At 69.4% G+C, this 15,206-nt stretch carries 12 protein-coding genes; 4 read left to right on the top strand and 8 right to left on the bottom strand.

Going from position 1 to position 15,206, the window contains the following annotated elements; translation table 11 throughout:
* Positions 1-4 precede the first annotated feature (4 nt).
* Positions 5-1,192, top strand: coding sequence for a DUF6716 putative glycosyltransferase (locus OHA77_RS04240; protein ID WP_406316255.1), 1,188 nt, complete (start codon positions 5-7; stop codon positions 1,190-1,192).
* Here the strand turns inward: OHA77_RS04240 and OHA77_RS04235 are convergent.
* The 7 genes from OHA77_RS04235 to OHA77_RS04205 form a co-directional block, all read right to left on the bottom strand.
* Complete coding sequence (locus OHA77_RS04235; RefSeq protein WP_406316254.1) at positions 1,171-2,574, bottom strand: ATP-binding protein; 1,404 nt, start codon at positions 2,572-2,574, stop codon at positions 1,171-1,173. The two genes, OHA77_RS04240 and OHA77_RS04235, sit on opposite strands and share 22 nt — an antisense overlap.
* 83 nt (positions 2,575-2,657) lie before the next feature.
* Positions 2,658-3,959 (bottom strand): polysialyltransferase family glycosyltransferase, encoded by a 1,302-nt coding sequence (locus tag OHA77_RS04230; RefSeq protein WP_406316252.1) that lies wholly within the window; start codon positions 3,957-3,959, stop codon positions 2,658-2,660.
* Positions 3,956-4,885, bottom strand: coding sequence for a glycosyltransferase family 2 protein (locus OHA77_RS04225; RefSeq protein WP_406316251.1), 930 nt, complete (start codon positions 4,883-4,885; stop codon positions 3,956-3,958). The genes OHA77_RS04230 and OHA77_RS04225 overlap by 4 nt, the downstream gene beginning before the upstream one ends.
* Positions 4,886-5,177: 292 nt before the next feature.
* Positions 5,178-7,196: an N-acetylneuraminate synthase family protein gene (locus OHA77_RS04220; RefSeq protein ID WP_406316250.1), complete on the bottom strand. Its 2,019-nt coding sequence runs from the start codon at positions 7,194-7,196 to the stop codon at positions 5,178-5,180.
* A 244-nt stretch (positions 7,197-7,440) separates the two neighbouring features.
* On the bottom strand, positions 7,441-7,626 hold the full coding sequence (locus OHA77_RS04215; RefSeq protein WP_326821966.1) for a CsbD family protein: 186 nt from the start codon (positions 7,624-7,626) through the stop codon (positions 7,441-7,443).
* A gap of 129 nt (positions 7,627-7,755) precedes the next feature.
* Positions 7,756-8,715, bottom strand: coding sequence for an alpha/beta hydrolase (locus tag OHA77_RS04210; protein WP_406316249.1), 960 nt, complete (start codon positions 8,713-8,715; stop codon positions 7,756-7,758).
* Between the two features lie 274 nt (positions 8,716-8,989).
* A complete protein-coding gene (locus tag OHA77_RS04205; RefSeq protein ID WP_406316248.1) occupies positions 8,990-9,865 on the bottom strand; it encodes an AEC family transporter in 876 nt (291 codons plus the stop codon).
* Between the two features lie 189 nt (positions 9,866-10,054).
* Between OHA77_RS04205 and OHA77_RS04200 the strand changes: the two genes are divergently transcribed.
* The gene (locus tag OHA77_RS04200) at positions 10,055-10,627 is read left to right on the top strand and encodes a putative glycolipid-binding domain-containing protein (protein ID WP_406316246.1); all 573 of its coding nucleotides are present in this window, start codon (positions 10,055-10,057) and stop codon (positions 10,625-10,627) included.
* A gap of 523 nt (positions 10,628-11,150) precedes the next feature.
* On the opposite strand, the gene OHA77_RS04195 is transcribed toward OHA77_RS04200, so the two are convergent.
* Positions 11,151-11,693 (bottom strand): DUF4240 domain-containing protein, encoded by a 543-nt coding sequence (locus OHA77_RS04195; RefSeq protein ID WP_406316244.1) that lies wholly within the window; start codon positions 11,691-11,693, stop codon positions 11,151-11,153.
* Between the two features lie 419 nt (positions 11,694-12,112).
* Between OHA77_RS04195 and OHA77_RS04190 the strand changes: the two genes are divergently transcribed.
* Both OHA77_RS04190 and OHA77_RS04185 read left to right on the top strand, forming a co-directional pair.
* Entirely contained in the window at positions 12,113-13,360 is a 1,248-nt protein-coding gene (locus OHA77_RS04190; RefSeq protein ID WP_406316242.1) for a hypothetical protein, read from the top strand.
* A gap of 540 nt (positions 13,361-13,900) precedes the next feature.
* Positions 13,901-15,196, top strand: coding sequence for an extracellular solute-binding protein (locus OHA77_RS04185; protein WP_326821972.1), 1,296 nt, complete (start codon positions 13,901-13,903; stop codon positions 15,194-15,196).
* Positions 15,197-15,206 lie beyond the last annotated feature (10 nt).

Genomic DNA, 15,206 nt, shown 5'->3' with positions numbered 1-15,206 from the left:
GGCCGTGGCCGATTCGGATTCCTATCTGAAGTGGGCCGCCCACCTGCTGGAAGATCTCCCTTCGAGCTGTACGGCGGAGCTGACGGTGATCCGTACTCCCATCACGCCCTCCCCTGCCCAGATCCGCGCGGCCGTCGCCGGTGTGGCCGCCGATCCCCCCGTGCTGTCGGCCCGGGGGCTGCGCCGGGCGGCCGAGCGGCTACGACCCGACGTGGTGCTGGTCGCCTGCACCGGGCCCGTGGTGGACATCCTGGTGAGCGAGGTGCTCTCCGGCCTGGCACCGCGGCCGGTGTTCGTCTCCGGGCTGCCCGGGATCTCCATCCCGGCGACCGAGAAGGCGTGGCTGTTCCGCAGCGGGTGCGACCTGTTCGTCCTGCACAGCGAGCGGGAGGTCGCGGAGTTCTCGGCACTCGGCCGTGAGCTGGGCGGCGGTGGGGCGGTGGGCCTGACCCGGCTGCCGTTCCTGAACGGCGGCGAGGAGATCCCCGTCACCGGCCCGCGCAACCGGGTGGTGTTCGCCACCCAGGCCAAGGTGCCCAGGCGCAGGGAGGAGCGCGAGCGGATCCTGCTCTCCCTGGCCGCGCTGGCCGAGCGGCGGCCGGACCTCGACGTGGTGGTCAAGCTCCGGGCACTGGACACCGAACGGCAGACCCACAACGAGCGTCACCACTATCAGCGGCTGTGGCGGTCACTGGCCGACGGCGGCCGGGTCCGTCCCGACGCCGTGCGTTTCGCCGTGGGGCCCATGCGCGAACACCTGGCCCACGCGGCCGGATTCGTCACGGTCAGTTCGACCGCCGCGCTGGAGGCGATCGCCCAGTCCGTGCCCCTGCTGGTGCTGTCGGACTTCGGGGTCGGCGCAGAGATGATCAACCTGGTCTTCGAGGGCAGCGGCCTGCTCGGCACCCTGGACGACCTGTCCGAGGGGCGTTTCCGCACCCCGGAGGAGGCCTGGTGCCAGGCCAACTACTTCCACCGGCGGGGGGAGAGCGACTGGATGTCGCAGATGGTCACCCTGGTCGCCCGGGTCCGCGCGGGACGGCTGGCCCCCGCCCGGTCCCTGCTCGACGGCCCGCAGCACACAGCCGCCCGGCGCCGTGCCCGCCTGCGTGTCGAGGTCCCGCCCAACGTGCTGCGCGCCGGTTACCGGGCCAAGCGCCGGATGACCCGCTACCTGAGGGTGTTCGGCTGAGGGGCGTCGGCCGGGAGTCCGGTCCCGCCCCGGTCGTCCGACGTCTCCTTCTCCGCGTCCGTCCCGGGTGGCCGGCCGGCCGCTTCTCCGGCGAGCGGCAGCCGTAGGACGAACCTCGCGCCGCGCTCGCAGTCGGCGATCCGCAGGGTGCCGCCGTGCACTTCGGCGATCTCCCGGGCGATGGCCAGACCCAGGCCGCTGCCGTGGGCGTCGCGCTCGCGGCTGTCGGCCAGGCGGACGAACCGCTGGAACACCCGCTCGCGGTCGGCAGGAGGGACGCCCCTGCCGTCGTCGACCACCTCCAGCACCGCCTGGCCCTTCCTGGCGTCGGGGTAAACGCTCACCATGACCTCGCGTTCGGCATGCCGTACGGCGTTGTCGACCAGGTTGGTCAGCAACCGCGCCAGCTGCACCCGGTTGCCCGCGACCAGCGCTCCCCGCAGCAGGTCGTGGCCGACCGTGTCGGGGCGGCGGACCAGTTCGGCGCCGACCAGTTCGCCCAGGTCGACCGGCTCGACGTCGTGCGGCATCCCCGCGTCCAGACGGATCACCGCCAGCAGGTCCTCCACCAGGAACTGGAGCCGGTCGACCGCGCTGTCCAGCCCCGCGAGGGTCGCGGATACATCGATGGCAGGATCGCTCAGTGCCAGGTCGAGCTGGGTGCGCAGGGCGGTGATGGGGCTGCGCAGCTCGTGCGAGACGTCGGCGGCGAACCGCTGCTGCTGACCGACCGCCTTCTCCAGCCGCTCCAGCGTCTCGTTGATGGTCTTGGCCAGCGCCCTGAATTCCACCGGCTGCTCCGGCTCCGGCACCCGCTTGCCCAGGTCGGTGGCGGTGATCTCGTTCAGCTTCGCGCGCATCCTGTGCACGGGGGCGAGCGCCCCCGACAGCGCCACCCAGGTGGCCAGACTGACCAGGCCCACGCACAGCAGCGCGGCCCCGCCCAGCAGCGCGACGTGGGTCGGCTGGTGGAACAGGCCGGGTTCGGGCAGGGCCACGTAGACCGTCCCGCCCGGAGCGGTGAAACCCACGGTGACCAGCCGCTGCCCGTTCCGGATGACCGTCCCGTCCCAGCGCAGCTCGTCCGAGATCGGCCGGGCCGTCGTGAGCGGCATCCGGCCCTCCGCCGGCGGGGAGGAGGAGAGCACCCGCCCGTTGCCGGCCACCAGCTGCACGACTCCGCCGTCGGCGGGGATCACCGGAGTGAGCAGCCCGCCTTCCGTGATGTTCAACACGTTGTGCCGTGCCAGTGACGCGGCGTTGGCGCGCACGTCGTGGATCGCCTGGTGCTGGTCCGCCGCGAGCAGCGCGAACCAGCCCAGGATCGCGATCACGCCGGTCACCAGCGCCGCGACCAGGGTGCTCTGTGCGCGCAAGGTCATCGGCGGTCTCCCCCTGCCGTACTGCTCCGCTCCGTACCCGGAACGGTTGAGGGACGGTATTCCCAGCCCAAGGGGATATATGTCTAGTTATGGGTGTTTTGGGGTAGTGCTCGCGCCAGTCGGCGGCGGAGTTTTCCCAGCGTTCCGGGTTCCTGGACGGCGGCCGCGGGGCGCAGCCCCAGGGCGGCCAGGCGCCGGTGTTTGAAGTAACGGGCTGGTCCGTGGGCGTCCAGATAGGTGGCCGCGACCTCACGCAGGCCGGGATACGCCTCGCTCCGCATGCAGTAGCCGACCGCTTCGACCAGGGCCGGCAGGTTCACCGGGGGCGGCTCCTCCAGCGACCCGTCGGCAGACAACCGGGGGAACAGGGCGTCGACGACGGTGGCGGGGATCCGGTTGCTGTTCTCGTACGGCGAGAGCCGCTCCAGGACCAGTTCCCCGCCCATCGTGGCGACCGCCAGGCCGAAGTGCCGCCCGGCGGTGACCAGGGCGGTGGAGAAGCAGCCCACCACGAGAGCGGGTCGCAGCGCGGCGAAGCACGACTCCGCGGACACGGTCTCCGCCACGACCGCCAACTCCACACCCAGCTCGCCGGCCGTCTCGCGGAGCCGCTGGGCGTGCCGCCGCCCACCGGCCGGGTGGGGCTTGAACAGCACGGTGCGGGCTCCCCGGGCGACCAGGCCGCGCAGCATGGCCGCGTGCAGCCCGGCCTCCTCCTCGGGGGTGACGAGGTCCAGCGCGGACAGGTACTGGCCGAGGATCATCGGCGCACCCACCGGCAGGCCGTCCATGCCCCGCCCGGCGTCGCTCCGCTCGATCACGTCGATGAAGGCCCGGTCGGGGAGGGGCTCGGCGGGCACGCCGTACTCCGAGAGCAGCAAGGGTGACAGCCCCGGCACGAGATCGAGGTGGAGCAGGCGGGTGATCCGGCCCGAGATCTCCGCCGGGAGCGGGTCGCGGGTGGGGCCGTAGCTCATCAGGCCGTCCGAGTAGACCGTGATCGGGCAGTCCCTGACCAGGCCTGCCAGGGTCCGCGACGGGGGGACCGCGATGGACTCCAGAACAAGTTCGTCGAGGCCGTCGTCAAGGGAGAGATGGGAGCGCAGCAGGCGGCCCAGCATCGGGACCTCGACGATCCGGGCCCTCCAGTCCGACGGGTGCAGCGGGGCCACGATGTCGTTCCACGACCGGACCTCGTCGAAGAGCGGGCGCAGCGCGGCGAAGCCGGGGGCCTCGTCCAGGGAGGGGGTGATCTCCGGGATGGCCGCGTTGTTGGAGACCAGCAGGATGCGGCGGTCCTCGCGCGGACCGAAGCGGCCGTCGCCGATCGCCGTCGCCAGCGTCATCGCGCCGAACAGCGTAGAGGCGTAGAACAGCCGTGTCATCGGGTCTCCAACAGTCTCCGCAGGATCTGGTCGCGTTCCGGGTCCAGCCGGGTCTCGGCGAGCAGGCTGTCCGGCAGTCGCCGCAGGGCGTCGGCGCCGCGCTGCTCGAAGCGGGCGCGCAGTTCGGGGGAGAAGCGGTCGGCCAGCTCCAGGTGGTGGGCCAGCAGCGCGCAGAAGGTGCGTACGGCCTTGGGCGCGAACTCCTCCTCCAGGTCCGCCAGGACCAGGTCGAAGGCGTCGAAGAAGTGCAACTGCCTGGCGTCGCCGATCCGGGTCAGCGAGCCGGACACCATCCGCCGGTAGAAGATCCCGGCCAGGGAGACCACCGCGAACGAGCCGGCCTGCCGGTGCAGCCGCCAGATCCACGGCCGGTCCTCGGCGGTGTGCAGGTGCCCGGGGAAGGTCAGCAGGTCACCGAGGTCGCGCCGGTAGATCCCGGCCCACGCATAGGGGTAGTCGACCATGGTCCTGACCCCGGCGGGCAGGATGTGGTCGCGCGGCTTCAGCACCACCTCTCTGGTGGCCAGGGGGGCGCGGTGGATCACCCGTCTGCGCCCCTCCACCTGGACGTGGTCCACCCGGACGAAGTCGCAGCCGAGTCGTTCGACCGCCTCCACCAGACCGGCGAGATAGCCCGGCGCGAGCCAGTCGTCACCGTCCATGAAGGTCAGGTAGCGGCCCGAAGCCAGCGACGTCCCGAGGTTGCGGGCGTCCGCCAGCCCGGCCGGCGTCTCGTTGCGCAGGACGACCAGGCCGGGCAGGTCGGCCCGGAAGTCCTCGATGATCTGCCCGGTCGCGTCCGCCGACCCGTCGTCGACCACGATGAACTCGAAGTCCCGGTGCGCGTTTCTGACGAGCGAGGTGAGCGCGTCCGATATGTAGAGCTCGGCGTCCCGCACCGGGACGACGACGGACAGTTTGATCAAGTTTCCCTTCCCATCAAAACCGCTCCCCACGAGCGGACCCCCGACCCGCCGGCGTCGCCTTCTACCGCGAGGGGGCGCCGGTGAACTGGACTGAGGAACGAAGGAGCCCGCGAGGGGGCGCCGGTGAACTGGACTGAGGAACGAAGGAGCGAAGCGGATGAGTGACGAGGGAAGTCACCGGTTACCAGCCCCCGAGCCGCGACGCGCCAGCGTCGCCATCGAACACGCGGATGAGTGACGAGGGAAGTCACCGGTTACCAGCCCCCGAGCCGCGACGCGCCAGCGTCGCCTTCTATACGGTGACCCGGCGCAGGCGGGACTTGGGCGCCTCCTCGCCGGGGAAGACTCGCTTGACACCGTCACCGAGCGCGGTCTCGATGACGCGGATGTCGCGGACCAGGTGCTCCAGGCCGGACGGCTCCAGCGAGGCGGCGTGGTCGGAGCCCCACATGGTGCGGTCCAGCGTGATGTGCCGTTCCACGGTCACCGCACCCAGCGTCACCGCGGCGAGCGAGATCTGCAGCCCGCGCTCATGGCCGGAGTAGCCGACGGGCACGCCGTACCGCTCCTGGAGGGTGAGGATCGTGCGGAGGTTGGCCTCCTCCGGGGGAAGCGGGTAGGTGGAGGTGGCGTGCATCAGCACCAGCTTGGAGGTGCCGAGCACCTCCACCGCCCGGTCGATCTCCTCCAGCGTGGACATCCCGGTGGACAGGATGAGCGGCTTGCCGGTGGCGGCGAGCGCGCGGAGCAGCTCCAGGTCGGTCACGCCGGCTGAGGCGATCTTGTGGGTGACCACGTCCATGGACTCCAGGAACTCCACCGACGGCACGTCCCACGGCGAGGCGAACCAGTGCAGGCCCCGCTCCCGGCAGTAGGCGGCGATCTCGGTGTACTCGGCCAGGCCGAACTCCGTCCTGATCTTGTATTCCAGGTAGGTCATCTCGCCCCACGGCGTCTGCCGGATCTGGTCGCGCTGTTCCAGCGGCACGCAGATCTCCGGGGTGCGCTTCTGGAACTTGACCGCCTGGCAGCCCGCCTCCGCCGCCACGTCGATGAGCCTGCGCGCGATGTCCAGGTCGCCGTTGTGGTTGATGCCGATCTCGCCGATCACGTAGACCGGCTGTCCGGCGCCGATCAGCGCGTCGCCGATCTGGACCGGCTTGGCGACCGGGGTGAGCCGCAGCTCGGTGCGGGGCGCGGGCGCGGCGGCCGTCTCGACCTCCGGGCGGGCCGCGAGGACCCGGTCGCACAGCTCCCGTACGGCTCCCGCCCCGCCGGGCCTGGTGAGCACGGTCCGGGCGGCGGCGCGGACCCGGGGATGGGCGTCGGGGACCGTGACGGGCCAGCCGACCTCGCTCATCGGGCCCAGGTCGTTGACGTCGTTGCCGATGTAGGCGACGCGCGCCGGGTCCAGCCCCTCGATGGCCAGCCAGTCGCGCAGCACGGTCCGCTTGTCGGTCAGGCCCTGCAGGACCGGTACGCCGAGCTTGCGGGCGCGGGCCGTGACCACCGGGTTGTGCTCGGTGGACATGATCATCAGTTTGACCCCGGACCTGCGCAGCAGCGCGACGCCCATGCCGTCGGAACGGCTGACCGCGACCATCTCGTGGCCGTCCTGGTCGACGTAGGCGCGGTCGTCGGTGTGCACCCCGTCGAAGTCGGTGATCACGGCGTCCACGTCGATCGGCTCGGGCCGGTCCACGAAGGGGGCCAGCGCCCGGACGATCTCCAGGTCCTCGGGGGTGTCGACCTCGATGGCGTGCCGGGACGGCACCTCCTGCACGGCGACCGCGCCGAAGAAGCGGTGACCGTGCTCGCGCAGGCCCTCGGTGCGCATCACGTAGAACGCGCCGGTCTCGCGGAAGTGCGGCTCGCGCTCCTGGCGGCGCAGGCGGAAGGACGGATCGTGGTTGACGCCCGCGCCGGCGGCGTCCCACAGGAACTCGTGCGTCTCCAGCCCGGAGAACACCACGTCGGCGGTGCCGTCGAGGACCTTGGCGATGGCGATGTCCAGGTCGGTGGGGTCGATGAACGCGCTGGTGCACTGCACCAGGACGACGACGTCGGGAGTCTCGGGCAGGTGGTCGAGTACGTGCAGCACGGCGGACTCGCTGGAGGCGGTGGCGCCGCTCAGTTCGCCGGGACGGTCGACCACGGTCGCCCCGGCCTCGCGGGCCACCGCGGCGATCTCCGCGTGGTCGGTGCTGACCACCACCTCGTCGATCAGTTCGGAACGCACGCAGGTCTTCACCGCACGGGCGACCAGGGGGGTGCCGCCCACCGCGGCCAGGTTCTTCAGCGGAACACCCACAGAACCTCCGCGGGCGGGGACAACGGCCAGGACTCGCAAGGTGGCTCCTCATGACATACGGCAAACGCCCCTGAACTGGGGTGTTTGACGAACGCTAGCCACGAGGGTGGCCGGACAGGGGTGCCTGAGCTGAACGACCAGAGTCGCCCACCTTAACTTTCTGCGCGAGGTGGAGCCCCAACATGACGGGCGCCGTGGGCGGCACTCAGTGCCGCCCACGGCGCCCGTTGTCCGGAAGCGATCCCTACTCGGCGAAGCGGCCGTGCTTCTCGCCGGCGGCCTTCTTGGCCCGGTCCTTGGCCTTGTCCGCCCCTTCCTTCGCCTTACCCTTGGCCCGGTCCGCCCGGCCCTTGTTGGCCAGGCTGTCGTTGTCGGCCGCCTCGCCGGCGGTCTCCTTGACCTTGCCCTTGATCTGGTCGAAGTTCGTCATCGTGCTCCCCCGTGTTCCAGGATCGGTTGGTTACTGCGTCTCATAACCAGAACCGCCGGGGACCAACCATTGCTTAGATAACCTTAAGTGACTAAATGCCACTTCATGGTAACGGAGCGCGACGGATGGCTACATCGTTACTCCGATGGAGTCCATGAGCATGGGGAGCGCGCGTTCCAGGCCGCGCCGCCAGTACGGCCAGCTGTGCGTGCCGGGCCCGTAGAAGTCGGCCGTCACCTCGATGCCGTCCGACCTGGCCCGCTCGGCGAACGTGACGGCCTGCCGCAGCAAGGACGCCTCACTCCCGTCCATGGCGGAGGCGGGGGAGTCCAACGGGCCGGGAGACCCGTCCCCGCTGGAGACGAAGAGCCGCACCCCGCGCAGCCTCCCGGTCAGGTCGGCCGGGTTGTGCGCGGCCCACTGGGGGTCCCGGGGGTCACCCCAGAGCTTCCGCGCGTCCTCCCCGCTCCGGTCGAGCAGCCAGTCGACGCCGCCGTTGCCGTCGCGGGTGTGCAGCACGCCGGAGAAGGAGGCGGCGGCCTGGAACATGCCCGGATGGCGGGCGGCGTAGGACATCGCGCCGAACCCTCCCATGGACGCCCCGGCCACCGCCCGCCGGTCCCCGGCGCCGTAGTCGCGTTCCAGGATCCGGCGGACCTCGCCGAGGTGGAAGGTCTCCCAGTCGGGCCCCTCCCGCCAGTCGGAGTAGAAGCCGACCTCGCCGCCCTCCGGCATGACCACGATCGCCGGATAGCGCGAGGTGAGCCCGGCGGCCTCCCCCCGGGTGGCCCACGCGTCGTAGTCGGACTGGCAGCAGGCGTTCAGCAGGTACAGCACCGGCCACGGTCCCGAGCCCGGCCGCCAGCCCTCGGGCAGCAGAACCCTGACCGTCCCCTCGCGGCCGAGGGCGGCGGAGGTGACCGTGAGCACATGGTCGCGCTCGCTCAGCCGCTTGACGCTTACGCTCTGCTCTCCCAGGGAGATGTCCGAGTCCGATGAGGAGAACGGGACCAGTAGGGCCAGGAGCACCGCCGCCACCGCCGCTCCGGCCAGCAGGAACGTTCCCAGACGTACGGCTGTGTGCTTCACAGGTCCATCCTGACGGTCTGTCACGCTCCCGTGAAGCTCATACGCCCGATGGGCGGCCCGGAGGCCGCACACCGGACCCGTGTCGCGAGGTGGACCCGACACTCGTACGGAGCCGATCGACCGCCTCGCGGCCGGCGCCCCGGATGCGATCCCGCACCCGGTCCGAAGGGCTCCGGAACGGAACGACGGCCCTGCGCTACGCGCTCGAACCGGATCACACCCCGGCGGGGGAAGGGCGACTCCTGGCCTCGGTTCTCGGACTCTTCCCGGGGGGTCAGCCGGCTCCCAGGAAGGCGATGAGGGAGAGGGTGACCATGGATCCGAAGGTGGACAGAAGGATGGCGTCGCGGGGAAGTCCGGTGGGCCGGCCGTACTCGGCGGCGTAGACGTAGGTGTTCTGCGCGGTGGGAAGGCCCGCGAACAGGACGGCCGCGAAGAGCGCGGGACCGTCGAGGTGCAGGAGGAAACGTCCCGCCAGGAAGGCCACCAGCGGTTGGAGGAGCAGCTTGAGCGCCACCACCGGGCCGGTTTCGCGCCAGGAGACCGCCGAACCGTTCAGGGACATGCCCAGCGAGAAGAGGGCCAGGGGAACCGCGGCGCCGCCGAGGATCTCCAGGGGGCTCGACACGGCGTCGGGCAGGTGCAGGCCGAGGGCGGACATGCCCAGTCCGAGGACCGAGGCCACCACGATCGGCGTTCGCAGCGGGGCCAGCAGGGACGAGCGTTCGGCCCCGAGTCCGATGAAGATCAGTGGGGAGACCACCAGGATCTGGAAGACCATGACCGACACCACGAACGTCGCGTCGTGCAGGACGTACAGGCCGACGGGGATGCCGAGGTTGCCGGAGTTGACGTAGGCCGACGACATGGCGCCGATCACCCGGTCGGGTAACTTGCCGCGGAGCAGCGCGAGCGCCGGCAGCCCGACGGCGAAGGTGCTGATCGCGAAGGCGAGCAACGGGCGTGGCTGGATCTGGCCGAGCGGGGTACGGCTGAGCGTGGTGAACAGTACGGCCGGCATCGCGACGGTGAACGCGAACTCGGTGAGCGCCCGCTGGAGGTGCCCGCTCGCCAAGCCGAAACGGGCGGACAGCCAGCCGAGGGCGCCGATGATCCAGATCGGGGTGAACGCCGCGATTATCGCCTGCACCCGGGACACCGTAGCCGGACCGGTCACCCCGCCGGTGCCCCGGGCATTCGCGGCCGGTCCGGCCCACAGTCGAGACGCCGGTCACCTCCGGGGGACCGGCGTGGTGGTTCACGGCCACCTGCCGGGGTACGCCCGTGCCGCCAGGTCATCTCACGGATGGCGGGAAAGGGCAGGCGAAGGGAGAGGGCGATGCGCGGGCTCGTGTGGATGAAGGACGGAGGCGCCGAATACGCGGAGGTCGACTTCGCGCGGGAGATGACGGCCGTGGGCGTGGCGATCGGTACGGATCCGCTGCCCTATCGACTGGAATACACCCTGCGTACCCTCCCCGGGCACATCACCGAACTGCTCACCGTACGGGCCCACGGTGCGGGCTGGTCCCGGGCCCTCGACCTGCGCCGCTCCGCCCAGGGCTGCTGGTCGTGCGAGACCAAGGAGGAGGGACACCTCGACGGGCCGCCGCCGGGCGGGGACGTGAACGTCCTGAACGACGCGCTCGACTGCGATCTCGGGTTCTCGCCGCTGACGAACACCATGCCGGTCCTCCGCCACGGCCTTCACCGGACCGGCGGGCACGTGGACCTCGCCATGGCCTGGGTCCAGGTCCCCTCCCTGCGCCTGATCCACCATCCGCAGCGCTACACCCACGTCCGTCCCAACGTCGTGCGCTACGAATGCGAGGGCTTCGGCGCCGACCTCGTCCTCGACGACGACGGATTCGTCGTCGACTACCCGGGCCTGGCAAGGCTGGTCACCTCCTGACGGCCCGCCCCCGCCGCCGCGATCCCCGGCGATGGGCACGGGCCGTTGAGCCGGTGGTCCGGCCGCCGTCCGGTGGGCCCTATCCGGCCAGGAGGTGCCGGTAGGCCAACTCCAGGCCCGCCTCGGTGAACGCCCGGATACCTAAGGGACCAGACCGGTGCCGCAGTGGAAGCCGTGGAACGGGTGCTTGACGTTGACCGACCTGGGCAATTCCGAGTCTCCGCACCATGAGACGACCGGCTCGGCCGTCTGCCCCTGGCCTTGATGCATGTTACGGCGTCCACGTCGGCGTGCTCGACATGCCTGCAGACGGTGCAACAGGAGAGGGCTCGGACGCCCTATGTCCGTCAAGCGGTCATCCCGCTGTGGCGTTGGAAACCACAGGTCGTAGCCGGAGCAGGTCATGGACCTCGCGGGCGACACGGCGTTTGAGGCAGCGGATGGCTTTGCGGTGGGTCGTGCCTTCGCTGATCCGCCGTTCCAGGTAAGCACGCGTGCGCTCATCCCAGCGCAGACGGGTGAGTCAGAAGGACCAGCCGGTGGGGTTCGAACACGATTCGCGGGTGATCCCCGCACCGGTTTCCGGATAGCCTCCGAACCGTTCGTGGTGCAGTCGTGCGAAGAAATAACACATTCCTTCGCAGTCCGCGTCGAGCACGGCCATCTGAGGATCGCGAACCACTGCGGCGTAGTAGTCAGGGCCCAGCGCGACGATGAAGCCCCGGGCATACAAAAAGCCGTCGTCTGAGCCATCGGTTACCGCTTGGATGTCTGCGCGGTCGATGTCGTAGAGCTTCCGCTCCAGCACTCGATCAAGCTCGGTCAGTTCGGCCGCCGACAGCCCTCGGCTCTGCTCCGTGAGGTTGCGCAGGAACTCCTCGAAGGCATCGTCAATGACCGAGAGGAGCGAGAAGTCGTCCTTCTCGTCCGGAACGCGGCTTGCCAATGCTCGCCGGGTCTGGTTGATCTCGTCGTCCAACGGTGCCCACGCCGCCTCGAGCAGCCCCCAGAAGCGCGCTTCCTCATCCGCAGTCGGAAGGCGCTGATCATTCCTGTCCACAGTCATCGGCAGATGCTAGAGGACCCCTGCCACGGACACGTCAATTCCCTGCTCGGGCCATCCGACCAGGCCTGTCCACGACCACACAAAGTAACAAGAGAGCTCCGAAGCACCGTGAACCGGCGGTAGTTGAATATGCGACTCCGCCGATCCGGTATTCCATCGCAGATCTGCCGATTCGGAACCGTCGCCGTCCCGCATCCGCGGACCTCATTCCGAAACGATCGGCCGGCCTCACTCTGATTCCGCTTCGCATCGAGTGACCGGAGTTGCCGATAATCGACCTTGTCCGCCAAGTCCCGTCCTTCTAAAATCACAACTCCCTGCACATCCATACCTGGTGCCCGAAGCGAGCAGTGAACGAAGGGCTTACTGTGGCGAAGCGGTGGATGGTAATCGCGTTGGCTTCCGTCGTGGGACTGGGTATGACATCGATCCCAGCCACCCCGGCGATATCGGTCGCGGGCGAGAACGCCGCGACAACGGCGGCGGCACCCCTCAAGCCGCTGGCCCTCACCGGTCTCGGTCTGCGCGCGGGGACGGATCCGTACACCGTGCCACTCGCTGCGGAGTTCGAGCAGGTGGGTATCGGTGGAGTGCTCAGCGGAGCGGACCGCACGGCGCTGCCGGGAAGCGAGGACGCCGACTGCGCACGGCGGGCGGCGTATCTCCCGACGCTACCGGTCGGCTCCTGGTTCTGCTGGGACGCCCAGGCACAGGGCGACAAACAAGACGTCCCACACTCACCTTGGGTGCCGCAGGGCCTGGCCACCTCGGGTGAGGCCCAGCTCGACGGCACGCCCATCGGCAGCGATCGCCGGGCCCTGATCACCAGCTGGACCTGGCAGAACTCTCCCGATCCCAACACGCCGGACTACCGCACCAACTCGGTGATCTTTTCGGTGGTCGACCTGGACGAGCGCCGTTATCGCAAGGTGCTACCCGTGTGGGTGGACGCGAGCGGGAAATTGAGACGCGTATACGGGCACGGTGGCGGCCTGGCCTGGTATGGGCCTTACCTCTTCATGACGTCCAGCTCCAATTGGAACGGCTATTCAGGACCCGACTCGACCAAGCACACCATCCGGGTGTTCGACACCCGCAAGATTTACCGGAAGAAGGACGGCGGAGGCGGTGACTACCGCTATGTGATGCCGGAGGTGCGACATTACATCGCCCCCATTCTCCTCGACTACGTGTCCCTGGACCGTAACAGCGCGGGAGGCGCGAGCTTGGTGGTGGGCACATACAAGCGCTCCGACGGTTCTTCCTCTTCGTCGGCCGGCACCAAGCTGATCCGCTATCGCTTCCAGCCTGGCCAGGCCGGTGATTACCAACTCATCGCGGCACCTGTGCAGGCATGGGTGTCCACCGTTCCGGCGAGCCCGGCGGACGCCATCAGCGACGTGCAGGGAGTGCAGGCCGACGGCGACCGCCTCTACCTCAACATGTCAGCCGGTTCGCACCCCGGTCCGAACCCCCGGCGGCGCGTCGCGACGGTCGAGGTCAGCGGCGAGGCCTCAGCATGGACGATCGACTCCCAGACGAGTTGGGCCTACCGACCGGAGGATCTGTCGCTGTGGTACGCCACCGGTGAGCTGTGGGGACTTACCGAAGGCGAGGAGGAGCGGGTCGTCTTCTCGGTCAGAACGACCGACCTGAACCCCGGATAGGAATCGCAGGCACGGGAGGGGCCGCGCCGACCACGATGACGTCGAGCACGTCGGCACGGTCATCCATTGGCCCGGCTCCTCCCGAGGAGACCGGGCCGGCGCAGGTGTGACCAGCCTCTGACGATCCGCCGGGAGCGGGCGTCCGATCCTCGCGGGACAGGACACCGAGCACGCCGGGGACCCCCGCTGCGTTGTTTCGAGGGTGTTGCCCGGAAGCCACTCCGTGGACATGATCGATGCAATCTCTTACGGCAACTTTCTGAATCGTGATGATTTCAGTGGAGGCAGCGGGGGTGCGGCCGTGGAGATCCGGACCTCCGGGAGGGCGGATATGTCGTCTGACGTGCGCTTATCCCACAAGGGAGAGATGTGGAGGAGGTTGTCGCCGCTTGCGCCTTTGGGGGAGTTTGTAACAACTTTGCAGAGACTTGCAGAAACTTCTTCCAATGAAGTTCACGTCAGCGTAACGTCCGGCGTACTCCAACCCCGGCCGTCGGCTCCCCCAGTCATGGCCGGTCCCCTGAGCTATGAGGAGAAATGATGCGGCGAGCCTTCTCGGCTGCGACGATCGTCGCCGCCCTCGCCCTGGCGGTCTCCGCCTGCGGTGGCGGTACCGATGATCCGGCGGCGGCGCCCGCCCAGTCGGCCGCGGCCGATCCGTCGAAGGTCAGCGGCGAGATCACCTGGTGGGACACCGTCCGGCCGGACAGTGAGGGCCCGACGTTCCAGGCGCTCATCAAGGAATTCGCGGCGAAGTACCCCAATATCAAGGTCAAGTATGTCAACGTCCCCTCGGACCAGGCGCAGGGCCAGTTCCAGACCGCCGCTCAGGCCGGCACCGGGGCGCCGGACGTGATCCGCTCCGAGGTGGCCTGGACCGCGCAGTTCGCCTCCCTCGGCTACCTCCAGCCGCTGGACGGCACGCGCGCCGTGGAGAACGAGTCCGACTTCATGCCCAGCCCGCTGAGCAGCACCAAGTACAACGGCAAGGCCTATGCCGTGCCGCAGGTCACCGACACCCTGGCGCTGCTCTACAACAAGAAGCTTCTGGAGAAGGCCGGCTACGACAAGGCTCCCACCACGGTGGAGGAGCTCAAGAAGGTCGCGCTCGACGTCAAGTCCAAGACGGGCGTCAACGGTCTCGCGCTCAACGTCGACTCCTACTTCCTGCTGCCGTTCATGTACGGCGAGGGCGGGGACCTCCTCGACGTCCAGAACAAGAAGATCGTCGTGAACTCCCCGGCCAACGTGAAGGCCATGGCGACGGTCGCCGACCTGATCACCTCCGGCGCCGCACCCAAGCCCGCCACCCAGGACAGCTACGCCAACGCCATGACCGCCCTCAAGGACGGCAAGGCAGCGATGATCTACAACGGCCCCTGGGCGCTGTCGGAGGTCTACCAGGGCAAGGAGTTCAAGGACAAGGCCAACCTCGGCATCGCCCCCGTCCCCGCGGGCTCCGCCAAGGCCGGTGCCCCCACAGGCGGCTGGAACCTGGCCATCTACGCCGGTTCCAAGAACCTGGACGCCTCCTACGAGTTCGTCCGCTTCATGAGCACCGCCGAGGCCCAGGCCAAGGTCGCCAAGGAGATCAGCCTCCTGCCGACCCGCACCTCCGCCTACGACAACCCCGACGTCCAGGGCAACAAGGACGTCGCCACCTTCAAGCCGATCATCGACACGGCGGTCGCGCGGCCGTGGATCCCCGAGGGCGGCCAGCTCTTCCAGCCGCTGCTTGAGGGCTACCAGGCGATCGTGGGCGGCAAGACGACCCCCGAGGACATGCTCAAGAAGGTCGACAGCGACTACCACGGCATCTTCAAGGACTGGAGCTGACCAGTGGCGC

The sequence above is a fragment of the Streptosporangium sp. NBC_01639 genome (assembly GCF_045209755.1).
In the GTDB taxonomy this organism is placed as follows: Bacteria; Actinomycetota; Actinomycetes; order Streptosporangiales; family Streptosporangiaceae; genus Streptosporangium.
Note: the sequence above shows the minus strand (reverse complement) of the source record. Positions and strands in the feature narration are given on the sequence as shown.